The sequence below is a fragment of the Ferruginibacter sp. SUN106 genome (assembly GCF_050611765.1).
In the GTDB taxonomy this organism is placed as follows: Bacteria; Bacteroidota; Bacteroidia; order Chitinophagales; family Chitinophagaceae; genus Ferruginibacter.
Map to the genome: position 1 here is coordinate 516,797 of NZ_JBODJC010000002.1, position 24,753 is coordinate 541,549.

The 24,753-nt window shown below is 37.6% G+C and carries 21 protein-coding genes; 6 read left to right on the forward strand and 15 right to left on the reverse strand.

Going from position 1 to position 24,753, the window contains the following annotated elements:
- Positions 1 to 9: 9 nt before the first annotated feature.
- The 7 genes from ACQ334_RS08210 to ACQ334_RS08240 form a co-directional block, all read right to left on the reverse strand.
- Complete coding sequence (locus tag ACQ334_RS08210; RefSeq protein WP_430987706.1) at positions 10 to 1,476, reverse strand: GldM family protein; 1,467 nt, start codon at positions 1,474 to 1,476, stop codon at positions 10 to 12.
- Positions 1,477 to 1,672: 196 nt separating this feature from the next.
- A complete protein-coding gene (gldL, locus tag ACQ334_RS08215; protein WP_430987707.1) occupies positions 1,673 to 2,434 on the reverse strand; it encodes a gliding motility protein GldL in 762 nt (253 codons plus the stop codon).
- A 128-nt stretch (positions 2,435 to 2,562) separates the two neighbouring features.
- Entirely contained in the window at positions 2,563 to 3,864 is a 1,302-nt protein-coding gene (locus tag ACQ334_RS08220) for an SUMF1/EgtB/PvdO family nonheme iron enzyme (protein WP_430987708.1), read from the reverse strand.
- A gap of 154 nt (positions 3,865 to 4,018) precedes the next feature.
- Positions 4,019 to 6,076, reverse strand: coding sequence for a thioredoxin domain-containing protein (locus ACQ334_RS08225; RefSeq protein ID WP_430987709.1), 2,058 nt, complete (start codon positions 6,074 to 6,076; stop codon positions 4,019 to 4,021).
- Between the two features lie 133 nt (positions 6,077 to 6,209).
- On the reverse strand, positions 6,210 to 7,001 hold the full coding sequence (locus tag ACQ334_RS08230; RefSeq protein ID WP_430987710.1) for a uroporphyrinogen-III synthase: 792 nt from the start codon (positions 6,999 to 7,001) through the stop codon (positions 6,210 to 6,212).
- A gap of 28 nt (positions 7,002 to 7,029) precedes the next feature.
- Positions 7,030 to 7,965, reverse strand: a complete 936-nt coding sequence (locus tag ACQ334_RS08235; protein WP_430987711.1) for a DUF4271 domain-containing protein — start codon at positions 7,963 to 7,965, stop codon at positions 7,030 to 7,032.
- A gap of 43 nt (positions 7,966 to 8,008) precedes the next feature.
- On the reverse strand, positions 8,009 to 9,859 hold the full coding sequence (locus tag ACQ334_RS08240) for a ShlB/FhaC/HecB family hemolysin secretion/activation protein (RefSeq protein ID WP_430987712.1): 1,851 nt from the start codon (positions 9,857 to 9,859) through the stop codon (positions 8,009 to 8,011).
- A gap of 56 nt (positions 9,860 to 9,915) precedes the next feature.
- On the opposite strand from ACQ334_RS08240, the gene hemW reads away from it, so the two are divergent.
- From hemW to ACQ334_RS08255, 3 genes are all read left to right on the forward strand, one after another.
- Positions 9,916 to 11,121 carry a radical SAM family heme chaperone HemW gene (hemW, locus tag ACQ334_RS08245; RefSeq protein ID WP_430987713.1) on the forward strand — a complete coding sequence of 402 codons (1,206 nt, stop codon included), beginning with the start codon at positions 9,916 to 9,918 and terminating at the stop codon, positions 11,119 to 11,121.
- Positions 11,122 to 11,611: 490 nt separating this feature from the next.
- Positions 11,612 to 12,748 (forward strand): hypothetical protein, encoded by a 1,137-nt coding sequence (locus ACQ334_RS08250; protein ID WP_430987714.1) that lies wholly within the window; start codon positions 11,612 to 11,614, stop codon positions 12,746 to 12,748.
- Between the two features lie 376 nt (positions 12,749 to 13,124).
- On the forward strand, positions 13,125 to 13,583 hold the full coding sequence (locus tag ACQ334_RS08255) for a hypothetical protein (RefSeq protein ID WP_430987715.1): 459 nt from the start codon (positions 13,125 to 13,127) through the stop codon (positions 13,581 to 13,583).
- 4 nt (positions 13,584 to 13,587) lie between these two features.
- Here the strand turns inward: ACQ334_RS08255 and ACQ334_RS08260 are convergent, their stop codons facing one another.
- From ACQ334_RS08260 to ACQ334_RS08275, 4 genes are all read right to left on the reverse strand, one after another.
- Positions 13,588 to 14,625 (reverse strand): NAD(P)H-dependent glycerol-3-phosphate dehydrogenase, encoded by a 1,038-nt coding sequence (locus tag ACQ334_RS08260; RefSeq protein WP_430987716.1) that lies wholly within the window; start codon positions 14,623 to 14,625, stop codon positions 13,588 to 13,590.
- Between the two features lie 117 nt (positions 14,626 to 14,742).
- Entirely contained in the window at positions 14,743 to 15,453 is a 711-nt protein-coding gene (gene rnc / locus ACQ334_RS08265; protein WP_430987717.1) for a ribonuclease III, read from the reverse strand.
- A 154-nt stretch (positions 15,454 to 15,607) separates the two neighbouring features.
- On the reverse strand, positions 15,608 to 16,861 hold the full coding sequence (gene fabF, locus ACQ334_RS08270) for a beta-ketoacyl-ACP synthase II (RefSeq protein ID WP_430987718.1): 1,254 nt from the start codon (positions 16,859 to 16,861) through the stop codon (positions 15,608 to 15,610).
- 28 nt (positions 16,862 to 16,889) lie between these two features.
- Positions 16,890 to 17,126, reverse strand: coding sequence for an acyl carrier protein (locus tag ACQ334_RS08275; RefSeq protein WP_430987719.1), 237 nt, complete (start codon positions 17,124 to 17,126; stop codon positions 16,890 to 16,892).
- Between the two features lie 327 nt (positions 17,127 to 17,453).
- Between ACQ334_RS08275 and ACQ334_RS08280 the strand changes: the two genes are divergently transcribed.
- Positions 17,454 to 17,882 (forward strand): GNAT family N-acetyltransferase, encoded by a 429-nt coding sequence (locus ACQ334_RS08280; protein WP_430987720.1) that lies wholly within the window; start codon positions 17,454 to 17,456, stop codon positions 17,880 to 17,882.
- A gap of 183 nt (positions 17,883 to 18,065) precedes the next feature.
- On the opposite strand, the gene ACQ334_RS08285 is transcribed toward ACQ334_RS08280, so the two are convergent.
- Positions 18,066 to 18,548: a YcxB family protein gene (locus tag ACQ334_RS08285; protein ID WP_430987721.1), complete on the reverse strand. Its 483-nt coding sequence runs from the start codon at positions 18,546 to 18,548 to the stop codon at positions 18,066 to 18,068.
- Positions 18,549 to 18,621: 73 nt separating this feature from the next.
- Positions 18,622 to 19,110 (reverse strand): OmpA family protein, encoded by a 489-nt coding sequence (locus tag ACQ334_RS08290; protein ID WP_430987722.1) that lies wholly within the window; start codon positions 19,108 to 19,110, stop codon positions 18,622 to 18,624.
- Positions 19,111 to 19,162: 52 nt separating this feature from the next.
- On the opposite strand from ACQ334_RS08290, the gene ACQ334_RS08295 reads away from it, so the two are divergent.
- A complete protein-coding gene (locus ACQ334_RS08295; RefSeq protein ID WP_430987723.1) occupies positions 19,163 to 20,230 on the forward strand; it encodes a hypothetical protein in 1,068 nt (355 codons plus the stop codon).
- Positions 20,196 to 22,598 carry a hypothetical protein gene (locus ACQ334_RS08300; RefSeq protein WP_430987724.1) on the forward strand — a complete coding sequence of 801 codons (2,403 nt, stop codon included), beginning with the start codon at positions 20,196 to 20,198 and terminating at the stop codon, positions 22,596 to 22,598. Before ACQ334_RS08295 ends, ACQ334_RS08300 begins: the two co-directional genes overlap by 35 nt.
- A 12-nt stretch (positions 22,599 to 22,610) precedes the next feature.
- Here the strand turns inward: ACQ334_RS08300 and ACQ334_RS08305 are convergent, their stop codons facing one another.
- Positions 22,611 to 24,119, reverse strand: a complete 1,509-nt coding sequence (locus tag ACQ334_RS08305) for a DUF5723 family protein (RefSeq protein WP_430987725.1) — start codon at positions 24,117 to 24,119, stop codon at positions 22,611 to 22,613.
- Positions 24,120 to 24,192: 73 nt separating this feature from the next.
- Positions 24,193 to 24,720 (reverse strand): hypothetical protein, encoded by a 528-nt coding sequence (locus ACQ334_RS08310; protein ID WP_430987726.1) that lies wholly within the window; start codon positions 24,718 to 24,720, stop codon positions 24,193 to 24,195.
- Positions 24,721 to 24,753 lie beyond the last annotated feature (33 nt).

Genomic DNA, 24,753 nt, shown 5'->3' on the forward strand with positions numbered 1-24,753 from the left:
TATTATACATTAAAATAGAGAAAAAGTTTTACCCTCAATTACTCTTACACCATCAGGCCCCTGCACTTTCACATTATCAAACGTGATTGACGTACCTGGTACGCATCTTGAAAAGTATGAAGAAAGAGCTGATAAATTATTACTGTTAATTGTAGTAGTTGCTACGTTTGGAAAACCTGCTCCGGAAAAATAAACTGTAGCACTTAATACAGAATATTTTACGTCATAGATAAAGTCTGGCCCCATATCCGCTCTGCAGGCGGTCTGATTTTTAAACTCAACAGATGGCATCCTTGGTTTACCACTTCCCACTTTAAATTCAGGTTCAGGAATTCTCTTGATCCTGTATGTATGTGAGAAAGGTGTACTTCCTTTAGGCGAAACAGTAATTGTACAAGTTCCCGGAGCACTTACTGATACAGTACGTTTAGGTCCTGATCCACTTATTACACATCCTGTTCCTGATACACCTGTCTGTTCCATACCTGTTGGAGAAGCTATTGTAATTGGATTATCAAGACCAATATAAAATACATCCATTTTATCAAGTGAAACAGCAGCACTACTTGGTTGTCCTACTGTATAAGGAATATCTTTTTCAACAGTTCCTTCGGTTCCATCTGGCTTTTTAAAACTAATTTTTACATGAGCTGAGCCAGAGCCTGATACTTTAAATGTATTAGTTGCAACACCGTCAGCATCTGCTGGCTTTGATACACCATTAATAGTAATTATTGGGTTTGCTGAACTACTGAAAGAACCTATACCGGCAGTGATCGTCATATCTTCACCAGGCATCAGGTAAGTAGAGCTTGTACCAATGATCGGTTTAAACTGATCATAAACATATTCTACAGCACCTACCTTACTATGGATATAACTCACAATCTGGTTTTCTGCATTCTTCACATTATTTTGAAACTTACTCAACATTGTCAATGCTGCAATTGTTGGAGTCATATGAAAATAACCCTGGGTAAATGGTTTAGTTCCACCTTCCTGACTTGGAATTGGATCCGTGTTAACCGGGAAAGTTGCTTCATATTTTGCTTTGATCTCCGGATCAATTGCTAACATGTCTTTTTTGTATTGATCTAACTTTGCTTTTAACTGATCGCCCCTGCCTTCTGTTTCAAATAAACGGGTAGAAGCATCTAAACCATCCAGTTTAAAATCCTTAACCATTTTTCCGTCTTTTTCAACCATCTTTCTACCAGCAGCTAGTTCCAATGAATCCTTTAACGATTCTATATAATCATTTAAAGCTTTGGTAAGTTTAACCGCTGCATCGGCTTTCGGGTACCATTTTGTTGCCTGCTCCGCAGTCTTAGGATCTTTCGTTTTATCTCCTAATGACTTAAATGTTGCAGCTGTTGATGTACCTAAGTTTGAACTTGAAGTAGTCAAACTTTTATCTACTGTTTTAAACGCTTCAATAACCTCTGCCGAAACGTTCAGCGCCAAAATTGCTGTCAATACCAGGTACATGATATTGATCATCTTTTGCCGGGGCTCTTTAGGTAAAGCCATAATATTATAAATTTACGGGTTGTTTAATTTAATAGTTGTTTCCTTTTATTGGGGGTTTAGGAGTTTAGGGGTTTAGAAGTTTAGAGGTTTAGTTAAAAACACTCTGCATCAAAAAACCATAAACTACAAACCGTAAACGTTATTATCTGCCCTGCATTGCGCTAAGCATACCACCGTATACTGAGTTCAATTTACCAAGGTTAGTAGCCAATGCGCCAATTTGTTCTTTTGCTTTAGTAGCATCTTCAACACTCGACATCATAGTTGCACTGGCTTCGTTCAGTTTACCATAGAAGTTGTTCAGAGATTTCAAGTGGTTATTAGCCTCTTTCAATTCTAATTCGTAAATGGTATTTAATGAACTTAAGTTTTTAGTAAGGCCTTGTACCTGCTCGTGGAAACCTTTTGCAGATTCAGATGCATTATTGAATGAAGCCATAGAATTAGCACTTGCAGTAAATGCAGCACTCATACTTCCTATAGCAACAGTAGCTTCTTTAGTTTTAGCACCAAAGTCACTTGTATTTTTAACTACATCACTAACATCAGCAATGTTAGCAACAGTACCATGTAATTTATTAAAGCTTTCGCCTAATTTTTTCATGTTGGCAGGATTAATATCTGCATCCTGTAACATTTTATCCATTGATAACAGTGGGTTGCTGCCTGCAACTGCAACTTCAGGAATGTCGTCATCTTCTTCGTGATGTTTAGGTTTTATCCATTCAATAGCCGCATAAATTAAGAAGATCGCTGTTTCTGTCCACATACCTGTTGTAAGCATTACATCAGCGTAAGATTTGTGGGTTAATTTTGCCCATGCAGCAAAAATGATTACTGCGGCACCCGCACTCACCAATACATCAATCACTGTTAAGAAGGTCCTTTTTTTGTACTTAGCCATGGCGTTTTAAATTTTAAAAGTTTTAACTGGGGGTTATTTTTTAGTTTGAATTATACAAAAGTTTATGATATGCCCGTAATATTTTGTATCACGGGCAGTCTCAATAATTTTTTAGTTTTGGAAATGCTTTATTTTTTGCCTTTTTTTGGTGCAGGCGGCAAGTCAATCACACAACGGAATCCAATGTAGGATTTAGCTGTATCCTGGTATTCGTAGCTACGGGTACCGCACCTTAATAATGCACCAACATCTTTCCAGCTACCACCACGTAATACTTTACGTTTGTCACGAGGTTTGTCTGTATCTTTTGCGTTGTACCTGATATCCGGGTTTAAATCGTGTTGGAAGTTATAAGCTCCTTCGTAGTATAAAGAAGATGTCCATTCTGCAACATTACCTGCCATGTTATACAAACCAAAATCATTTGGCCAGTAAGCATCAGCTCTAACCGTATATAATCCACCATCTTCAGGATAATTACCACGGCCTGGTTTAAAGTTAGCTAACAAACATCCTTTTTTGTTTCTGAGATAATATCCGCCCCATGGATAAGCTGCCTGACTTCTGCCGCCACGTGCTGCATATTCCCATTGTGCTTCTGTTGGTAAACGGAAATCTGATTCTGCATTTCTTTTCTTTCCTTCCAGGAATGCATTCAGGTAATGAGTTCTCCATTCGCAAAACGCAGTAGCTTGTTTCCAGTTAACACCTACTACAGGGTAGTTTCCAAAAGCAGGATGACTGTAATATTGTTTAGCCATTGGCTCATTGTAAGAGTAAGAGAAGTCTCTGATCCAGCAAAGTGTATCAGGATAAATACTCACTGGTTTTTTCATCATGAACTTTGACCTTGGAATAGTAGCATCCCTGTTTTGAGCTGCAGCTTTATAATCGAAAGTTTCAGATTCGTATAAAATTTTAGTAGCGTCAATTTCTTTTTTGCCAAAGATGCGGTTATCAGGAGTAACGATCATCGCATCAATTTTTTCTAAAGTTGATTTGTCGCCCCATTTGATGGTTTTGATCCTTTTCCAGTCCAGGTAGGTATTACCATCTGAAGCCTGTTTTTCAAATCCCATTAAATGACCAGCTATAGAATCACGTACCCAGTTGGTAAACTGGCGGTATTCGTTGTTGGTGATTTCGGTTGCATCCATCCAGAAGCCACTGATAGAAACCTGTTTGTTACGGGCAGTGTAAGCATAGCTCACATCCTCGTCACTTGGGCCCATATGAAAGGTACCTGGATTAATGTAAACCATTCCGGGAGGTTTTGGCAAACTCCACCTTGCTGCCGGAGCAACACCGTGTAACTGTCCATCGTTGGGAAGCGACCCGCCGGATTTGTTCTTTCCGCCAAGCATTTTACAGCTTGTAGAAGTAGATGCGATAGCGACAACTGCTACCATGTAGAACAACTTGTTCTTCATTGTTTTTAACTTTGAGGGTGATAAGCAAATGTAACGATTATTTTGATTTAACGTCATTTTGTGAATTTTTACCGGATTAAATTTTTTGAAAAATATGATCCCCAAAAATGATAAACGACTAAAAAATCCAATTATTGTGACAAATTGTTAAATTTTATTCTTCCGTAATCTGTTTCATCAGTGCTTCCAGAGTATTAACAGGCGTCTTGCAATTATATTGCCTGCACAGGTAAAAAAATGTTTCGTTGCCGGCAGTTTTACCTGTTAACATTGGATATCTTTTATTTTCATTTGCAGCTGCCTGTACAATTTTGCCCGGCAGGTATAGCTGTAACAGCTGGTCACGTAAGCTGTTAAAATTTTTTCCGGCAATTACCAGCTCATTTATCCCCAACGTATTTTTAAGTAATAAAGATGCCCAGATACCAAAAGAAGTTGGGTACTTAACTATGGCAGCAGCCAGGGAAGCAGTGATTTTTTCAGCCATTGTGTACCATACTCTGTTATCAAACACCACAGCAAGATAAAATAAATTTTCGGCCATTACACTATTGCCGGATGGTGTGGCACCATCATACACTTCCTTTTTTCGTAAAATAATATCTTCCTGGCCCTGGTGTGTAAAGAAAAAATAACCTGTATCAGCGTCCATAAAATTATCGATCACCAACTGTGTTATCTCCTTTGCAAAATCAAGGTAATTTGTATTGGAGGTTATTTCCTGTAATTGAATGCAGGCTTGCACCAGGTAAGCATAATCATCAAGAAAAGCAGGGTATTTTGCAAGGCCGTTTTTATAGGTATGCAGGCATTCAAAACCAGCTGTATTTTTCTTGAATTTCTGTAATAAAAAATCTATGGTAGTAACTGCCAGGTTTTTGTATTCTTCATCATGCAGGGCAGCTGCAGATTTACACAATGCAGTTATCATTAAAGCATTCCAGCCCAGTAAAATTTTGTCGTCGGTTATCGGCCTTATTCTTTTATTTCTTTCAGTTAATAATTGCTGAAGGCATTTGTTTATTGTAGCAGCAAATTGTTCTTTTTCAAGCCCTTTTCCGGCAACAAAAACGGCCTCATTTTTTAAAGTGCGTAAAATATTATTCCCTTCCCAATTCCCCTTTTCACTTACATCAAAAAATTCACAGAACAACGGTGCGTCATCTCCAAGTATTGTATCGATCTCATTTTTAGTCCACACATAAAATTTACCTTCTTCTCCTTCGCTATCTGCATCTAAAGCGGCATAAAAACCACCTTGTTTATCCATCAATTCTCTTTGTACAAAACTGATTGTTTTCCTGATGGCTCCTTCGTATTTTTTATCTTGTGTAACCTGGTAAGCATCGCAAATTATATTCAGCAATAAGGCATTGTCATACAGCATTTTTTCAAAGTGCGGTGCAAGCCATTCGTTATCGGTACTGTATCTTGCAAAGCCCCCGCCAACATGGTCGTAAATGCCTCCTTCCAGCATTTTATCTACTGAAAGCAATGCCTGGTTTAATGCTGCGGTATCCTTTGTATAATAGTGATATTGCAACAGGTACTGTATAGTAAATGTCTGCGGAAATTTGGGTGCTTTTCCAAAACCACCCCACTCTTTATCTGCCTGTTTTAAAATGTTTTCCGTTATTGAATAGCAATTATCTTTTGTAAAAACAGTGTCGTTTACCGGTGCCAGTATTTGTCCGAAGTTATTGGCTTGCTGCAAGTGCCCTACAAGGTTATCAGCCTGCGATTCTATCTCCCCTCTTTTTTCTCTCCATGATTGTGCCAGGGCAGTCAATACCTCCGGCCAGGAAGACCGGTTATAAGCCTTAACCGGGGGGAAATAAGTACCTCCGTAAAAGGGTTTTGCATCCGGCGTGAGAAAAACATTTAAAGGCCACCCTCCGCTGCCTGTAATGGCTTGTACAGCGTCCATATACACATGATCAAGATCTGGGCGCTCTTCCCTGTCGATCTTAATATTGATGAAATTATCATTCATCTGTTTTGCCACTATTTCATTCTCAAAACTTTCTTTTTCCATTACATGGCACCAATGACAGGCAGCATAACCAATGCTTACCAGGATAATCTTATCTTCTGCTTTTGCTTTTTGCAAAGCTTCGTCTCCCCAGGCATACCAATCTACCGGGTTGTGTGCATGCTGTAACAGGTAAGGACTGCTTTCGTTAATTAAACGGTTAGTGAATTGATGCGTCATGAATGATTTTTAAGATGCTGTTCCAGATAAGCCTGGCTTACAAATATCAGCATAAACTGTTTGCCGTGTTATTTGTTATTAAAAAAGAAAAAGGCCCTTTTGAAGGCCTCTTTTTTTGTTATGTTTTTTGCTTTTATTTCTTTTTGTAAGTAGAAAGATACAATTCCAGTGCGCTTACCATACTTGGTGCTTTGGGTTGCGGCGCTTTAATATCAAGGGTTAATCCTGCCTCTTCTGCAGCTTTAAGTGTATTAGCACCAAAGGCGCCGATCCTGGTTCCGTTTTGTTTGAATTTAGGGAAATTTTCGAGCAGGCTTTTAACACCGCCGGGAGTAAAGAAACAAATCACATCATAGTTTCTTTCCACTACTTCTCTCACATCATTGCTTACAATACGGTACAATACCGGTGTGGCATATTCACAATTATTACCTTTAAGCCAGTTGGTAATTTCGCTATCAAAAGATTCTGAACAAGGGTAAAGGAATTTTTCGTTATCCTTATGTTTATTGATCACATCAAAAAGGCTTTTATTGCTACCATCAGCACCATAAAAAACCTTTCTCTTGCGGTATAAAATAAATTTTTGCAGGTAAAGCGCCACAGCCTCCGTAATGCAGAAATATTTGGTATCCTGCGAAATGCTCACCTTCATCTCACTACAGATCCTGAAGAAATGATCGATAGCATGCCTGCTGGTAAATATTACCGCGGAGTAATTGACAATATCAATCTTTTGCTTTCGGAATTCTTTTGCAACGATGCCATCCACAACTATAAAGGGGTGGAAATCAAGGGTCAGACTGTGCTTTTTAGCCAAATCAAAATACGGAGACTTTTCGCCTTCGGGCTTTGGTTGGGTTATAAGTATCTTTTTTACTTTAGGAACTGAAGTATCAGCCTTTGTTGAACCGTTTTTAACCATACTGTAAGGGGAAAATGGTTTTGTAAAATTACAGGTTTTTAGTCAATAAAAACAATAAGCCCTTGTAAATCAACAAAAGGGGGATAATTTCTACACCAGCTATGTATAAAAAAAAGTGAAACCTGCTGACTTTCAATTGATTTTGAACTAATCCATAGGACCTGAAAAAGCGCAGCAGCAGCAAAAAGCCGATGAATAATAACGAAATTAACGCACTTGTTGCCGCAATGGGGTAATCAGAAAAAGCCATCAGTACCGTAAAAGGCAATAAAACTATCCCGATGATCTTACATATCATGAAGATGATAAAAATATAGGTATTGGTAGCTTCTTTATAACCGGTTACCCAACCAGTAAATTTAAGCGTACTGAATTTGGCGAGATAGATGAGCCCTAAAACAACAATACAGGAAGCCAACAGCATCCATTTATGTTCATCTGTTACCAGTTTGTATTGCAGTAATAAAAAATAAATGTAAACACCGCCACTGAGAATAAAAAAGGCGTTAAAAAAAAGCGAGGGCAATTTTGCCTGCAATAACTGATCGGCAAGTTGGCTTTGGCGCAACGACGTATTAAAGAATACCCTGAAAAGATTAGAGAAATAACGGGCAAAATAAAACTTGATCAGGCCCATCAAAAACACCAGGCCGGCCAGTATGTAAAATAAAGAGTCGTATGATTTTGCACTTCTTGTTTTTATAACCATTGATACCGGAGTGCCTTTGCTGTTTATAAAAATATTACGGGCCAGAAGTGAATCTATCGCAGACTGGTATTTATCTTGCCCGGGTGCAATAACAACAGCTGTTTGTAGAGAATCTTTTTGTTTTGGAATGGTGTCAACTTTTTGGGAGGCACTGGTATCAACCTTTGGTGGCAGGGTTGTATCCCCCTTTTGTGCATTTACCAATAATGGCGCACAAGCAAATAAATAAAGTAAAAGAAATAACCTGTTTAACAACCCTGATATTTTTTTGCAAAAGTAAATGTAGTAACGCAGATTTTTAAAAGTAATTCACATAACCGAAATGAATTTTAGAAGCTTCCCTGATATTGAATTTTATATCGTCTCTTTTTCCAATAGCGTAACTGATATTTAATAAACCCAGTTTTGTTTCCAGTGCCATGCCCAACCCGGTTGATATAAAAGTGTTATTCAGGTTAATATTCTGGTATTTATTCTTTACCATACCGCCATCTGTAAAAACAAAAAAGTAAGAATTTAAACTCACCCTTATGCGGTACTCTGCTGTAGCAACGGCGTACTGTGTGGCATAAATGCTTTCTTCATCAAAGCCACGTAACAACCTGTAGCCGCCAATCTGGAACAATTCGTTCCTGAATATGCTCTGGCTGTTATAGATCGCTGTATTAAGTGCCGCCTTAAGTGTTGACTGTTTACCTATTGGAAAATAATGTGCTATCATTGCTTTTATCCTGAACTGGTAAGAACGTTCTTTTAAAGAGTCGTAAAGACTGGCATAATTAAACGAAGGATCTTTAATGCCCAGGATATCATTATTCCGTTTGATATTTTTTATACCTACTGATGTGGTTATTTTAACTTCATTACCACTGCGTGGATTTAACCGGTAATCAGTTTTTATCCAATCATAATCAAGTCCGAAACTGGCGGCGCTTACATCAATATTAACAGGCAGTTGTTTAGTCAGTTTTACAAGATTGGTATCTACCCCGTTAGCCAGTAAAAAACTATTTTGCCATTGCACAAAAAACTTACCCGACTGATTGGCAGATAAAAGATATTGCAAACCCACTTGTCCGTTAACCTGCAAAAAGGTAGAATCTTTTTTAAACAGGTCGAATAAAAAATCGAAGCCAAAATTAGAATTGAAAATATACGGCTGCTGATACCCTAAATTTAAACGGGGCGATTTTTTCTGCAACTGCTGCCAGTTAAATAAAATGGATTCACCGCCGCTCAAAGCATTTTTTAAGTTGAGGTTTACATCCGCCGTTAATTGAAATTTGCTGGCCTGGTTGGCAGCAGGTAACACACCAATTAAAAAATTAAACTGGCTGCTTTTTTTGGGTTGCAGATAAAGGTTAAGTACCGAACCTGTGCCCAGCATGGTTATATCATTTGCTTGTGCCTCCTGCAGGTAAGGCAGTTCTAAGATCTTTTTACTTACCTGTTCCAGTTTTTCTTTATTGTACAAACTTGCTTTGGGTATACTTAAATAATGATTCAAAAAGTTTTTCGAAATTTTTGCTTTCCCAAAAACTCTTATACTGTCGATACGATACAAGGGGCCTTTATTTACTTTAAGCAAAGCATTAATTTTATCTTCCTGCAAACGGATGCTATCTAAAAAAACCTGGGCAAAGGGATAGCCATTTTTTTCGTAGTAATTTAAAATACGCAACTGCACCGTTTGCAATTGCTGCATATTAAGCAACTTGTTTGAAAAATTCTTTTCGTAATAACCGCTTTCATCAATGGCTTTTTTTTCTATACTGTCGGGCAGTAGTTTTATCCAATGGTATTGCTGTCCTAAAAAAAGACGAATACCTGCGGCTGTGCTGTCTTCCCAAACACTATCCACAGAAGCTGTAGGATAACCTTTGGAATGCAGTACTGTTGTAAGTGTACTGATATAAGTTCTGCATTGCAGCGCATCATCAAAAACAGTTTGTAATTGTAATGCCTGCAGGTTAAAGGTGGTATCTTTGTCTACCAGGTGAATTTTAAGCTGAAACTTTGGATTGTTACCGGTTGAAGGTTTACTATTTATCAAAGGTGGCTGAGCATACACAGTCTGCAAAAACAAACCCTTGCAAACAATTACTGCCAGCAGAAAAAAAACAAGACTTGTGGATTTACCTTTGTTCATTAATAATCAAATCTAAAATAATATCCCGATAGTTATCAGGATGTAAACTAAAATCTTTGGCCGGCATATATATACATATTCCTTTTTGCAAGCAGGCTTGTAATTATTGCAACTTTCATTTTTCCACTTCGTTCAAATTGAAAAGTGATTTTATTGAGGCGTTGGTTAAGGAAATCAGCTGCCCCTATCCCCTGAAGGTGAAAGAGGAGATGAGTGCGGATACGGATAAAGAAGTTATTGCAACGCTTTACTTCGGAGGGGGCACGCCCAGTATTTTAAGTATTGATGAGCTGAAAGTTATTTTTGAAGCATTGCAAAAACGTTTTGTGTTTGCAGATGGTATTGAAATTACCTTAGAAGCAAACCCGGACGATATCACCGATGCAAAATTGCAGGAATGGAAAGCCATTGGCATCAACAGGTTAAGTGTGGGTGTTCAAAGTTTTTTAGAAGATGAATTACAATGGATGAACCGGGCACATACTGCTGTAGAATCTTTAATTTGTATTGATAAAATTAAAGCAGCAGGTTTTACTAATTTTTCTGTTGATCTTATTTATGGCTCACCGTTGTTAAGCGATGCTGATTGGAAAAAAAATGTACAGACTATTATTGAAAAAGATATTCCGCACATCAGCTGCTATGCATTAACGGTAGAGCCAAAGACAGCGCTTGACAAAATGATTGCAACAAAGAAGAAAGCTCCTGTTGATGCAGAAAGACAGGCGCAACAATTTTTGTTATTGATGGACTGGATGCAGGAAGCTGGTTATGAACATTACGAGATCAGTAATTTTGCAAAGCCGGGATTACGAAGTAAACACAACAGCAGTTACTGGAGTGGTGAAAAATATTATGGCTTTGGTCCTTCGGCGCATTCTTATTTTCCGCTGGGTGAATTATCTGCGGCGCAACTGGGTGAGCCACCCTTGAGGGGTGACCCACCCAAACGCAAATGGAATATTGCCAACAATGCTTTATACATTCAATCTTTACAAAAAGGCCTTATTCCGTTTGAAGAAGAAGTGTTAACTGAAACGCAGCAGTTGAATGAATATATTATGACGGCATTAAGAACGATGGAAGGGATCAGCACAAAGTACATCAGCACCAAGTTTGGGGAGGAAGAAAGCCGCAAGGTAATAGCTGCAAGCCGCAAATATGAAAGCACTGGTAAATTGAAAATTGAAAACGAAAAAATTATTTTAACTAAAGAGGGGAAATTATTTGCTGATGGAATTGCAGCGGATTTATTTTCCTAAGTGATGAGTATGTCTTCTTATATATTTTACCAGCTCTGCAACTGATAAGCAAACAATCATTATGATTATTGCTGCACTACTGATATTTGAAAAAGAGAAAGGCATTGTTTTAATTTCTTCCTTAAAGTTAGTACAAATTATTCAATATTTTTTTTGTTTTCCCGGTAAAAAAACTTTCGATGAATATTCTGAAATTTTTGCAATTTCATTAATTTGATTAAGGCTCCGTTTTGTCTTGTACTTTGAATTTTCCATAATACAAAAAAACCAACCGACATTTTTATCAAATACCATAATTCCTTTGAGATATTGTCTTACTGATACTCCCTTTTTCTGATAGTATACTCTTCAATATTTGTATAGTTACGTTTCAATATTGCGTAAACGCATGCAACTAAATATAAAAAATTATCATCTTTTAATTAACCCCTGAACTGCAAAATCGATAACACAAAAATTTTTACACATTTATCACCAAAAATTTTCGTTTATGAAAGCAAAGTTCTTTTCAATCGTTTCCCTTTCATTTTCTCTTCTCGTATTTGCAAGCTGCAAAAAACAAAATAAGGGAGATGAAGCCTTACCTAAGCCAAATGTCCCTAACTCTTTGGCTAACACTATTTTTCAAAAAATTTTGCTTGATCAAAAAATGGTCAATGTCCCTATCAGCTTTAACCTGGAAAAAGCAAGTTATTATTTGGATAGTAGGACTTCTATTGTTCCGATAGATCTTGTTTCTGTAGACAAAAAGATAGCTACAACAAAGTATTTTGTAACTAAAACGGATGAAAATGGAAAAGTTAATGCTGAAAATTATTATGTTATACTAAGTGCCGGCAAAAATAATGTTGCCGTTACACCCGATTTATTAAGTGGAAAGAAAATTTCTGCAGATTTTGATGGAGCAATTATCAGATATGACAAAGACAACAACTTCGTCTCATCTAATCACTTTGAAAATGGAAATTTATCACCCAAAACTGATAAAATTGAAGTTAGAAAAAGCAAATCTCCTGAACCAACACCTGGTTATGCTCCTTTAAATCAAGGGTGTAGCTATATAACAGTAGATTGGTATTGGCAAACTTATGTAAACGGTGTTTTAGTTAATGAAGAATATTTGTATACCACACAAATTGTTGTTTGTGAGGATGGAGATGGTAGTGGAGGCGGTACTGGCAGTACTACCTGTGAGCAAGCGCAAGCTTTTCTTAATGCAGGTTCAGCCCAAAGTGGTACCCTCAATTCCGTTGATGTTTTTAATAATGGTATGATCTGGAAAAAAACATATAACTGGCTCATTTTCCAAGCAGGTACATGGGGTTTATTAAGCTTCGATCAGGCAACTTTTGAAAAAATTCATTACGCATCAAACAATACAGACAGGTGGGAATTTATTGATTTTCAACACCAACACCTTGCCGAAATTGGTGCCAATATTGGCGGCACAAGAACATTTCTTGACCTAGGGGCTACAATTAATATTCTCCCCGGCAGAACCAGCGTTTGGGATAGGGTTGACTATAGTGTAACAAGTAAGCCACTAAATTGTCTCCCGGCTGTTACAACTGTTTTGAATAGCCAAAAATCATTTAATGCCCCAAATACTTTTGTAATAGTTGAGTAATAAAATTATATATATTCCATCCATCTAAATTGGCTATAAGGTAATTTTTATTATCTTATAGCCAATTTAAAAAAGACTTAAAATGCCTGCCCGCCGCTTATTATTCATTACTCTTGCAGTAATCCATTCTTGTTTATTTACAACAAAGAACCAGCCCAATAATTATACAAGAATAAAAGTAGTTTTCAAAAGCCCGGATTATATTATTGATGATAAAGAATATTGGTTCGATACTGAAATATTCATAACCTATAACCGGAATTATACCATTTATGAATTACCCTATCATAAAACTTATTCTATTAACGAACGTTTAGTTTACGATTCGGTAAAGTATGAATACTTTATTTGTAATGAAAATAACAGACAGGGCTTTTTGCTAAAAGATATCAGAGATAGTTTAGGTAAAAAAATTGCCGGGGATACAATTTTAGCAGCAAGGGCATTTAATGGAGATAATAGAAATTTTGATATGGCTGATAGTTTAAAAGCTCTGGGTAAAACCACTATAGTTCGTGAACGCCTTTCTGAAAATGAATTTATAGACAAATATTACTTTGCAAATCCTAATTTCTATGACTCGGCGTATTTTCATTATTCAAATGAATTAAGAACTATCAGGTTTACAATTTCTAATACCCTGGATTCAGTAAATAATTCTAAACTGCTAAAAGTGCAATATTTTATTAAACACGATGATAGCAAAACCGCCCCTAAGTTCAAGAATTTTTATATCAATAGCTTTGAAATTCAAAATGCTCCAGCAAAAAACGAAAGTGCGCTGAAAGATCTTTTTGATAGATTTATTGCTCAAGAAAAAATTTCAGCTAAATAATATTTTACACCAATGTTGCTTCAATTTCGTTAAATCCTTTGCCTGCAGGCAGATTTTCCCAAAGAATTTTATAGATGGTTTCAGCAATGGGCATATCCGCCTTAACTGTTTGATTGATAAGGTGCATGCATTTGCTGGCATTGTACCCTTCGGCAACCATACTCATTTCCAGTTGCGCTGCTTTTACAGAGTAGCCTTTACCGATCATATTGCCAAAGCTCCGGTTGCGGCTGTGAAGGGAGTAACAGGTTACTAAAAGATCACCCAAATAAACCGAAGCTGCATAATTTGCCGTTCTGTGGTCGCTGGGCTGCGGCCTGTTATCTGTATGGCCTACTTCTATATGTTTAATACCTGATTTTATAAGAAAACTCGCCATTTCATCGGCACTGTTGGCAATCAGTACACTTAAAAAATTATCCCCGTAATCAAGTCCATGCGCCATGCCCGAACCTACCGCATAAATATTTTTTAAGATGGCGGCATACTGTACACCATAAATATCGTTGTTGTCAATGGTGTTGAGGTAATCGGTTTTAAAATAGGCCGCCAGTTCTATTGTCATCGCTTCATCAATACCCGAAAAAGTTAAGTAAGATAATTTTTCCGCTGCCACTTCTTCTGCATGGCAAGGGCCTAATACTGCAAAATAATTTTTCAATTCAAACTGAAATTCATTTTTCAAATAATCGTTCAGTAATAAATTCTGCTCAGGTAAAATCCCTTTTATAGCGGAGATGATCTTCTTGCCTTGCAATATTTTTTTATCCAGTTTTTGTAAAACATCAGCTGCATATGCAGAAGGAACAGCAATGATGATACAATCCGAATGTTGAATTACTTCAGCTGCGTTAGTTGTCAAAGTCAATTTTGAAACATCAAACTGCGCAGAAGGTAAATAGTGTGGATTGTGATGGCGGGTTTGTATATGTTTAATTGCAGCTTCGCTTCTGTTCCACCAATAAATGCTATTGCCGTTATCAGTTAAAATTTTTGCCAGGGCTGTTCCCCAGCTGCCGCTTCCAAGTATTCCGAAAGTCATTTTTACGAGTTATTTTTTGTTACGAGTTACGGGTTAGGAGTTAATTTTTCGTTTGCGAAGGAGTAGACTGACAGATCAAAACAACGATCAGTTAACCCGTAACTCGTAACCCGTATTTTATAACCCTAATTTTTCCACTGCCAACTGCGCCGCAATCTGGCTGGCATCTTTTTTATTATAGCCTTTGGCTTCAGCAATCAATTCGCCGTCTACCGTAGCGCCAATGGTAAATAAACGACGGCCGTTTTCAAATTTTTCATCTAAGGTCTCAAATTCAAGTGCTTTGCCATTTTTATTGGCCCAGCCGTATAAGCGGTTTTTAATATTGATCTCAATTATTTCCAGGTCATCAATAAACAAGTGCGGCATGATGATATATTTCTCTACCCATTTTTGTGTACCTGCGTAGCCTTTATCTAAATATACCGCACCAATCAATGCTTCTAATGTATTACCAAATATCTGGGAAATTTTAAGGGAGTTATCGTATTTATTGTAAAAGGTAATTTTCTTCAGGCCCATTTTTAAAGCAATATCATTCAGCATCTGGCGGTTCACCATTTTGCTACGCATTTCGGTTAAAAAACCTTCGCCTTTGTAGGGATATTTTCTAAATAAGTAATGCGCTATGATAGAACTAAGAACGGCATCACCTAAAAACTCCAGCCTTTCATTATTTTCATCAGCACCTTCACGTACGCTGCGATGGCTGAGTGCTGTTTTATATAATGCAACATCGCCTGGTGTAAAGCCGAGTATATTACTCAGTTGCTTTTTAAACTCCCTGGTTTTATTCTGACTTTTAAAAAAATCTTTTATGAATTGCAAAATGCTTGAAAAATGTTTGGATGAAATTACTCTTATTTATTATGATAGTAAAATTACTGTTTTTGCAGTAGATAAATGGTTGCTATTTAAAACAATCATTTTCTACCAGATAAAGACTTAAAACGGGTATAGATATGTCGCCTTAGCTTGTTTGTTATGGCTTGTATTTTTTTACTATCACACTGGCATTATGCCCGCCAAAACCAAATGTATTGCTAAGTGCCGCATTTACTGTACGGTGTTGTGCTTTATTAAAGGTGAAGTTAAGTTTAGGGTCCAGTTCCGGATCGTCGGTAAAGTGGTTGATCGTTGGAGGAATAATATCCTGTGATACCGCCATAATACAGGCCAGTGCTTCCAAAGCACCTGCTGCACCAAGGCAATGGCCTGTCATACTTTTAGTAGAACTGATATTTAAATCATAAGCATGATCGCCAAAAACACTCAGTATCGCTTTTGTTTCTGCAATATCACCTAATGGTGTAGAAGTTCCGTGAACATTGATATAATCAATATCACTGGCCACCATACCGGCATCTTTTAAAGCTGCATTCATTACATTTCTTGCGCCAAGGCCCTCGGGATGCGGCGCAGTAATATGATGAGCGTCGGCAGTAGCGCCGCCACCTGCAATTTCGCAATAGATTTTAGCACCTCTTGCCAAAGCATGGTCCAGGCTTTCCAAAACCAAAACACCGGCACCTTCACCCATTACAAAACCATCACGTTCTTTATCAAACGGGCGGCTTGCGGTTGAGGGGCTGTCATTTCTTTCGCTCAGGGCCTTCATGGCATTAAAACCACCCACGCCTGCGGCACTTACCACTGCTTCACTTCCGCCGGTGATAATAATATCAGCTTTATCTAATCTTATATTGTCAAAAGCATCAATAATGGCATTAGTAGAAGAAGCGCAGGCAGAAACTACGGCAAAGTTGGGTCCACGAAAACCGTGGCGGATAGATATCTGCCCTGCGGCAATATCCAATATCATTTTGGGAATAAAGAAAGGGTTAAACCTGGGAGTACCGTCGCCGCTGGCAAAATTCATAACTTCCTCCTGGAAAGTTATCAGCCCGCCAATACCGCTGGCAAATATTACACCTACCCTGTCGCCATCGGCATTTTCCTTGGTAATGCCTGCATCTTTAACTGCTTCATCGCTGGCAATCAATGCAAACTGGCAATACCGGTCTATTTTACGGGCTTCTTTACGGTCTAAATAAGTAGTGGGGTCAAAATCTTTAACCTCACAGGCAAACCTGGTTTTAAACTTACTGCAATCGAATTGCTTTATAAAATCGCACCCGCTTACGCCGTTAGCTAAACCCTGCCAATATTCGTCAACAGTTTTTCCTAACGGTGTAAGGGCACCCAACCCGGTTACTACAACACGTTTAAAAGCCATATAGTTTGCCTGTGATAGTTAAATGAAATTACTTAGCATGCTCTTCTAAGTAAGCAACAGCCTGTCCAACAGTAGTGATGGTTTCGGCCTGCTCATCCGGAATAGAAATGTTGAATTCTTTTTCGAATTCCATAATAAGTTCAACGGTGTCCAAGCTATCGGCACCTAAATCATTAGTAAAAGAAGCTTCTGTGGTTACTTCGGCTTCATCAACTCCTAACTTGTCAACAATTATTTTGTTTACCCTTGTTGCAATGTCTGACATAATTTTAAAATTTAGTTTGTCTGGCTGCAAAAATATACATTTTGCAATAATTACAAAGAAATATAAATAAGGGCAAAAATGAGGGTTTTTATATTGCCAACCAATTGTTTTATAACGGGGTTATTTTATCCTTACCAGTTTATTAAAATACAGGGAGCAAACAGATAATGATTTAGATTTGCAATAGCAAAAAATATCAATGAATAAATTATAACAACACCGTTATATAGTACTGCTTAATCATATATAAAGATTATAAAAAAAATTGTATATTGTAAGTGTGTCTCCAACACAAAGCTGCTATACTTTACTAAAACGATACTGAATATGGCCTTAAAACAAATAGACCACGGCTCTAAAGAATACCAGCAAATGATTTCGTTGCGGATGGAAATACTACGCAAACCACTCGGACTTAATTTTACTGAAGAAGAACTGGCGAAAGAAAAAGAGGATATTTTAATCGGCGCATTTGATGAGGAAAAAATTCTGGCCTGCTGCCTTTTGACCAAAGTAGATAATGCTACTATTAAATTACGGCAGATGGCAGTACAAAATAATTTACAGGGCAAGGGTATTGGCGCCAGTATTATGAGCTTTGCCGAAACTGTGGCTCGGGATAAAGGATACAAAAGATTAATGATGCATGCCCGTAATACTGCGATCGGCTTTTACGAAAAATTTGACTTTAAAGTAAAGGGCAATGAATTTATTGAAGTGAACGTACCGCATCATGTGATGGAGAAGAGATTGTGACAATACAGTTACGGGTTGTTTTTGTTACGGGTGATTTGATTGTTGTTTTGATATGGCTGTTCACAACTTTGTAAACAATACAGTTACGAGTTTTGGGAGTTACGGGTTATTTGATTGTTGTTTTGATATGGCTGTTCACAACTTCGCAAACAATCAAATAACCCGTAACTCGTAACTTTTTTATTAACTGTTTTTTGTAATCTTCTCCTTAAATATCTTCCTGGCTTCGTGTACATCATCATCCACAAAAGCATCTTTTGGTACTATAAAAAATGAGCGGCTGGTAAAGTACAGGTGAAAAAAATACGGGCTTTCCATCCAGGTGCTGAAATCAGCCCAGAGCCAGCTTCTTCCTCCCCTTTCATTTTCAATTCTGAATTCGTCGTTACTTAATATTGCTTTAAGCCTGTCTTGAAAAGCAGGTGCTTTTTTATAGATCATATTGGGCAGTAAAAACCAAAATGTGATCATCAGCACAAACCATAAAACAGAACTTACTAAAAAAGCAAACGGGGAAATCCTTTTAAAGAAGAACAGGCCTGCAGATAAAATGGCAAAAACATTTACCAGTATGATCATTATTTTTATTTCACGGCGTGTAATAAAATGATAACGCAATGCCTGGATTACTTTTGGTTTGTTGTAGGTAAAGTATTGTGAAGTCATGCTGCAAAGATATGAAGGGATTGATGATGTTGGATTTTGGATTTATGATTTGCCACGGAATGGCTTTACTCTTTTAATTACAGGTATCGCCGGCAACTTTGCCACCACCATCTACGGGCATACCACCAATGGGATGATTGCGCAATGCGGCGTTGATAAAGCTTACCCGCCTGTTAGCTGCCTTGCCTGCAGGTGTTGCATTATCTTCAACAGGTTTGGTGCTGCCAAAACCTACTGCAATCAAGCGTTTGCAATCCACCCCCATTTTTACCAGTGCTTTACAAACAGCCAGTGCTCTTTTTTCTGAAAGTGTTTGATTGGCATCATTGTCGCCACTATTATCGGTATGACATTCTATTCTTAATAAACTGATGTAGGATTTATCATCGAGATATTTTTTAATGATCTCCAGCGCTGCAGTACTTTCTGGTTGTAATATGGCAGCATTGGTTTCAAATACAATTTGTTTTTCAATTTTCACTTCGTTGCCTTCCAGTTTATAATCCTGTGCTGTGGCAACAAGGCTTATGAAACCAAAAAGAAAAAATAGACAGTATTTCATGTTGTTTATATTTACAGTGTGCAAAAAGCAAGAATCATTTTTAAGAAGAAAGATGCATTTTAAAATAACCGCTAACAAATATAGCTACAAAGATATCATTGGCAGCATACTGGTTCTACTGACGGCTGTATTTTTTTCCTGCAACGAAAATAAAGAGGCCAGGAATACTGAGCCTGCATTTTATTACTGGAAATCTGTTTTTAAACTAAGTGATTTTGAGAAACAACGGCTAGATTCTCTGCATGTAAAAACTATCTACATTAAATTTTTTGATGTGGACTGGGACGATGTTTCAAAAGCGCCATTACCCGTAGCAAAACTGCAAACTATAAGCAACAAGCAACAAGAGGGTATGCAGCTTATTCCAACAGTTTTTATTACCAATGAGTGCATACAAAAGATAGATAGTTTACAAATACAAGCACTAGCAGGTAATATTCATACCCTTGTCAATGATATTATTAAGGCGAACAATTTTACAAATATTCCTGAAATACAAATTGACTGCGACTGGACGGCCGTAACAAGAGCCAAGTATTTTGCGTTGCTAAGTGCTATAAAAAAACAATCTGGTATTGTACTGCTTTCTGCTACCATTCGTTTGCACCAAGTAAAATTTTTTTATAAAACAGGCGTGCCCCCGGTTGATAAAGGTTTACTGATGTGCTACAATATGGGCAACCTTAAAAACCCCGCTACAAAAAATTCTATTCTTGAAACTGAAGAACTAAAAAAATATATTGGTAACCTTTCTACTTATCCATTACCGCTGGATGTGGCATTACCATTATTTGAATGGAAAGTTTTATTCCACAACAATATGTATACCGGGCTAATTGAAAACCTGCCTGACACCATATTTACCAACGACTTTGTGATAAAAAAAGAAAACAGGTTGGAATTACTCAAAGACACTTTACTGCAAGGTTATGACCTGAGAAAAGGAGACATTCTACGCAATGAGCAGAGTAATTACTCCGAAATATTATCTGCGGCAGCCGCAATAAATACCCGTTTGAAAAATACCCATCCAAGGGTATCACTCTACCATCTTGATTCTGTAATTTTAAGCAAATATTCCCTTCATGAACTGGAAACAATTTACAATAGCCTGCGTTAGTGCTGCACTCATCGCTTTTCCCCAAAATATTATTGGCTGCGGCCCCGATGCTGACCCATATGATTATTACACTTCTTTCTTTCATCAAAACCTGTCTGACGCAAAAGGCTACAAACCATTTTACTATACCGGCTATAATTTTTTGTATGACGAAACAGAACCATTAACAGCAAGTGATGTGCTGGCAAAAGAATGGAGTACGTACTGCGGTGCTGGTGTTACCGAAACTGACGCCAAAAAATTTGTGAACAAGTTTGCCTGGAAAGACCTGAACAATCTTTATTTCAACATAGAAAAAAATCAGCCTTTAAAAATACCCGATAGTGTAAAGCGCAACGGCATGACGGATTATTTTTTACAACAAAAAGATCTTGAAGGCCTGGGTTATATCATGTATGCAAAACTTGCGGAGCCGTATGCGTATGGAGGCGAAACCAGCTGGGATATGCCACAACGTGACAGTATGAAAATGGCAAAGCTGATAAAGAATGGACAGCAATTATATACAGTAGCTAAAAAAGATATTTTCAAATTAAAATATGCTTACCAGGTATTGCGCCTGGCACATTACAGTGGCCGCTATACCGATGTTATTAAATGGTACGATGATTATGCAGCCAGCATAACCACCGGTAATAGTATTTTACAGCCGCTGTGCCTTGGCTTAAAAGCGGGTGCTTTATTCAGAACAGGAAATGATAAGGAAGCGGCTTATTTATTCAGCAAAGCTTTCAGTGCTTCGATGGTAAAAAGAATTTCTAATTATTTAGGCTTTAAGTGGAGTGTGAAATATGATACGCCAAGAAGTGAATATTTACAATTGTGCAAAAACAATAGCGAGAAAGCATCCATGCTGGCCATGTTTGCCATTGGCAGTGCAGATAATGAAACCGGCACCATGAAGGAAATCTATGCTATTGATGCCAATGCAGATGTGCTGGAAGTTTTAGCCATCAGAGAAATTAATAAACTGGAAGAAAAATATTTTACGCCGTTACTGCAAAAGGAAAAAGGTGGTAAAGCATTATATTATTCCTGGGCAGACAATGTTGCGGATAGCGCTTTAAATGAAAACACTAAAAGAGTAAAAGAATTGTCTTCGTTTTTGCATGATGTTGCCTCAAAAGGTAAAGTACAAAATGCAGGCTTATTTGAAACAGGCGCAGCATATACTGCTTACATGACGAAAGATTATGCCACTGCAAAAAAATATTTAGCCACTGCAGAAAAAATGAATCTTACTGCAAAAGTGAAAGACCAGTGGGCACTAACGAATATACTGGTTACCATTAACGAAAAAGAAACAATAGATGCGGCTTTTGAAGAACAGCTTTTACCTTCGATAAAATGGCTGGAAGAAAAAGTAAAAACAGAAAAGCCTGAAACCATCAGCTATAGCAGCATTGAGCCGTGGAAAACTTTTTACCGCAACCTGATGAGTGAAATACTGGCACAACGTTACCACCAGCAGGGCGACTTGCACAAAGAAACTTTAGCTATTGGCGCAGCTGACTTTATTACAAAGTCACCCAACTCTTCTTATAGCTATAGTAATGCAATTGATTTTTTAAGGAATAACCTGGTGAGTAAAGATGTAGAAAAATTATACGCTTTATTAGACAGCAAACAGCCCAATAAATTTGAAGCCTATCTTATCAGTCATAATGTAGTAAAAAAAGCAGACGTGACTGATTTTGCAGGCACTGCTTATTTAAGAGATTACGATTATGCAAATGCTATTGCCTGGTTTAAAAAAGCTGCGGATAAAAAAACCGGCGTGCTTACTACCAATCCTTTTATTGATCTGTTATACGACCAGGAAGAAGCATTGCCTGCCGAAGCTAAATTTACCACTACCAAATTAGCTTTTGCAGAAGAAATGCTGCGCTTACAAAAAGCAGCAGCAACAGATAAAGCAAATGCTGCAAAATATTTATACAAAATGGCTAATGGCTTTTACAATATGACCTACTACGGCCATGCCTGGCAACTGGTACAATATTACCGCAGTGGCAGTGATGGGTATTATATTCCGGATGGAGCCACCAGTTTTCAAAAAGAATATTATGGTTGCTATAAAGCACAGGAATATTTTGAAAAGGCAATGGCGGCCAGTACAGATAAAAATTTTAAAGCCCGTTGTTTATTTATGATGGCCAAATGCAGCCAGAAACAATTGCACCGGCCACAATATGAAGAATACAGTAATAACTACGACCAGATGGAAGTAGCAGAAAAAAAATTCTTCGACAATTTTAAACACAACAAATATTTTCCGCAGCTGGTAAAAGAATATGGCAATACCCCTTTTTATAAAGAAGCATTTAACAGCTGCAGTTATCTTAAAGATTTTGTGAAAAGGAAATAATAGTTGATACAACTATTTCGGGCAATCTAATGCTTTGCGCTGCTTTTTAGTGAGCTTAGGATTTTCCTGGTTGTACGTTTTATTTTTGTATTCCCTGTAACCAAATAGTGGCAGTCTTAGAATAAAATATATATCTGCTGTTTTTGTATTACCCAAAACTCTTGAATTGATAATTGAAGATGACCCGATTACCAACGGGCCCAAACGTAAAGCTGCACCTGCCTGGAAACCTGAAATGGAATTATAGCTTACCGGTAAATACAAACCACCTAAAGGAATTTCTGCTCTTGGTGTAACAAAAACTGCAACAGGATTGTAATTGCCAATATAATAACTAAGTTTTGAAAATACCAATGGTACGTTCAATTGCCCTTGCACACCCAGCCATTTATTAAAATTGCGGTCGTAAGTTAAGTGCAAGGTGGTGGGTAATTGCATAGTAAGTTCCGGAGGTTCTGTTCTTGCATTAAAAAGATTTTTGTAATAGTTTGCTATTTGATAAACATCAGTGGAATCTGATGGCAGACTTAGCTGATCGATAGTATAGGTGTTGCCATTAAAATTGGTTATGATACCTTTTGTTTGTTGCCTGTGATAACGGATAAATCCTATATCGGTAATAGAAGCACCCACTTTCCAGATGTAGTTAGCGGTTCTATCGCTGTAACGGGTTTCATAAACCTGCATCTCATCCCTGAACTCATAGCTCACGCCAATATCAAGCCCCAGGCCTTTGTTTTTAAATGATGTAAAATCATTGCCCGAAAGCGAATCTATATTTTTAGTATACCCCAAAATAATACTTCCCTGTGCGTTTACGAGGGCATCCTTCTTTTTATTATCAACAGGGTCTACAATAGAATCATGGATAAAAGAAAATTTACTGGTACTTAGCGAAACTGCGGCTATCCCTCCCAGGTACTTTACCGATACTCCTGCTTTCCACACACCAAAATCGGTATTGGCAATTTGCCTGCTGTACGTAAGTGCTACTTCCTTCCAGCCATGCATATTCACCGACATATTGGTATTTAAAAGTGTAGTGCCGATAAATTGTGCTCGTATGGTATCGGGTAATTCTGAATTTAAAATAGCACTACTGATATCATGTATGTTGGTAAACAACCTTGCTCTCGTAGTAAGTGCAATGGCATTTTTATCTGATAACCTTATCAATAAAGATGGACCGAGTACATCGGTATTAAAATTCATCTTGCCATTTTTTGTGATGGGGTTCGGAAAAGTAACACCGCCATTATCATCGTTGCGCTTTTTGTAATTGAATTTGATGGTATTATTGCCAATACCTGTTGACACACCAACTATATTAAGATCGCCTCTTACACGGTGATTTAAAATATCGGCAGGGCTGGTTACAATGCTATACACGCCTGCATAGGCAGAAGAGTGGTACCCAATATAAGACTGGGCAATTCCATTAAGGCAAGCAACCTGGATAAAAATTAAGAGTGCAGCACTTTTAATTAATTTACCGGGCCGGGTAAAAAAATTCTTTTGCATGGTTCACCAGAAACGATAAAGGTACTACTAATACGTTATTTGCTTTTGTTAAGGCATTACCGGAAGAAGGGTATCAGGATTGAAGGGCTTTAAAGTATTCATATACTTTTTCTGCATTTCGCAGTTCTCCCAGTGGCACGGGAATAGTAACGGTATAGTTCACCGGAGTTTTTCCGGGTTTGGTTGCTGTTCCTTTAAATACCAGTTCATTATCTTTTGCTGTAGTAAAACTTACTTTTGTCAGTTTTTTTATTTCATCATTCAACACCCATGTTTTATTAGTGCTGGTAATTTTATGATTGGTGAAAATGATCTCTTCTTCTTTAATACCCGCAATTTTACCATATAGCATAAATAAACTTCCTGAAAAAAATCTTAAGCTATAATACAACAGGATTGCAATACCGAAAAATACTATCAGCAACAGCCACTTATTTATTTTACCAGTAAACGGAATGCCGGTATGCGTTAATGGCCAGGCCACAGTAAAAGTGAGTATCAGCGATGCAACTACTGCTATACCAATGATCCAGTTATCCATTTTCTGCCTGGTAAGTTCTCCTTTTTTGTACACCCATCCCGTAATAAATTCTGTAGCCATTCTTTTTTTGGTAAAGCTATTGTTGTAGTGAAA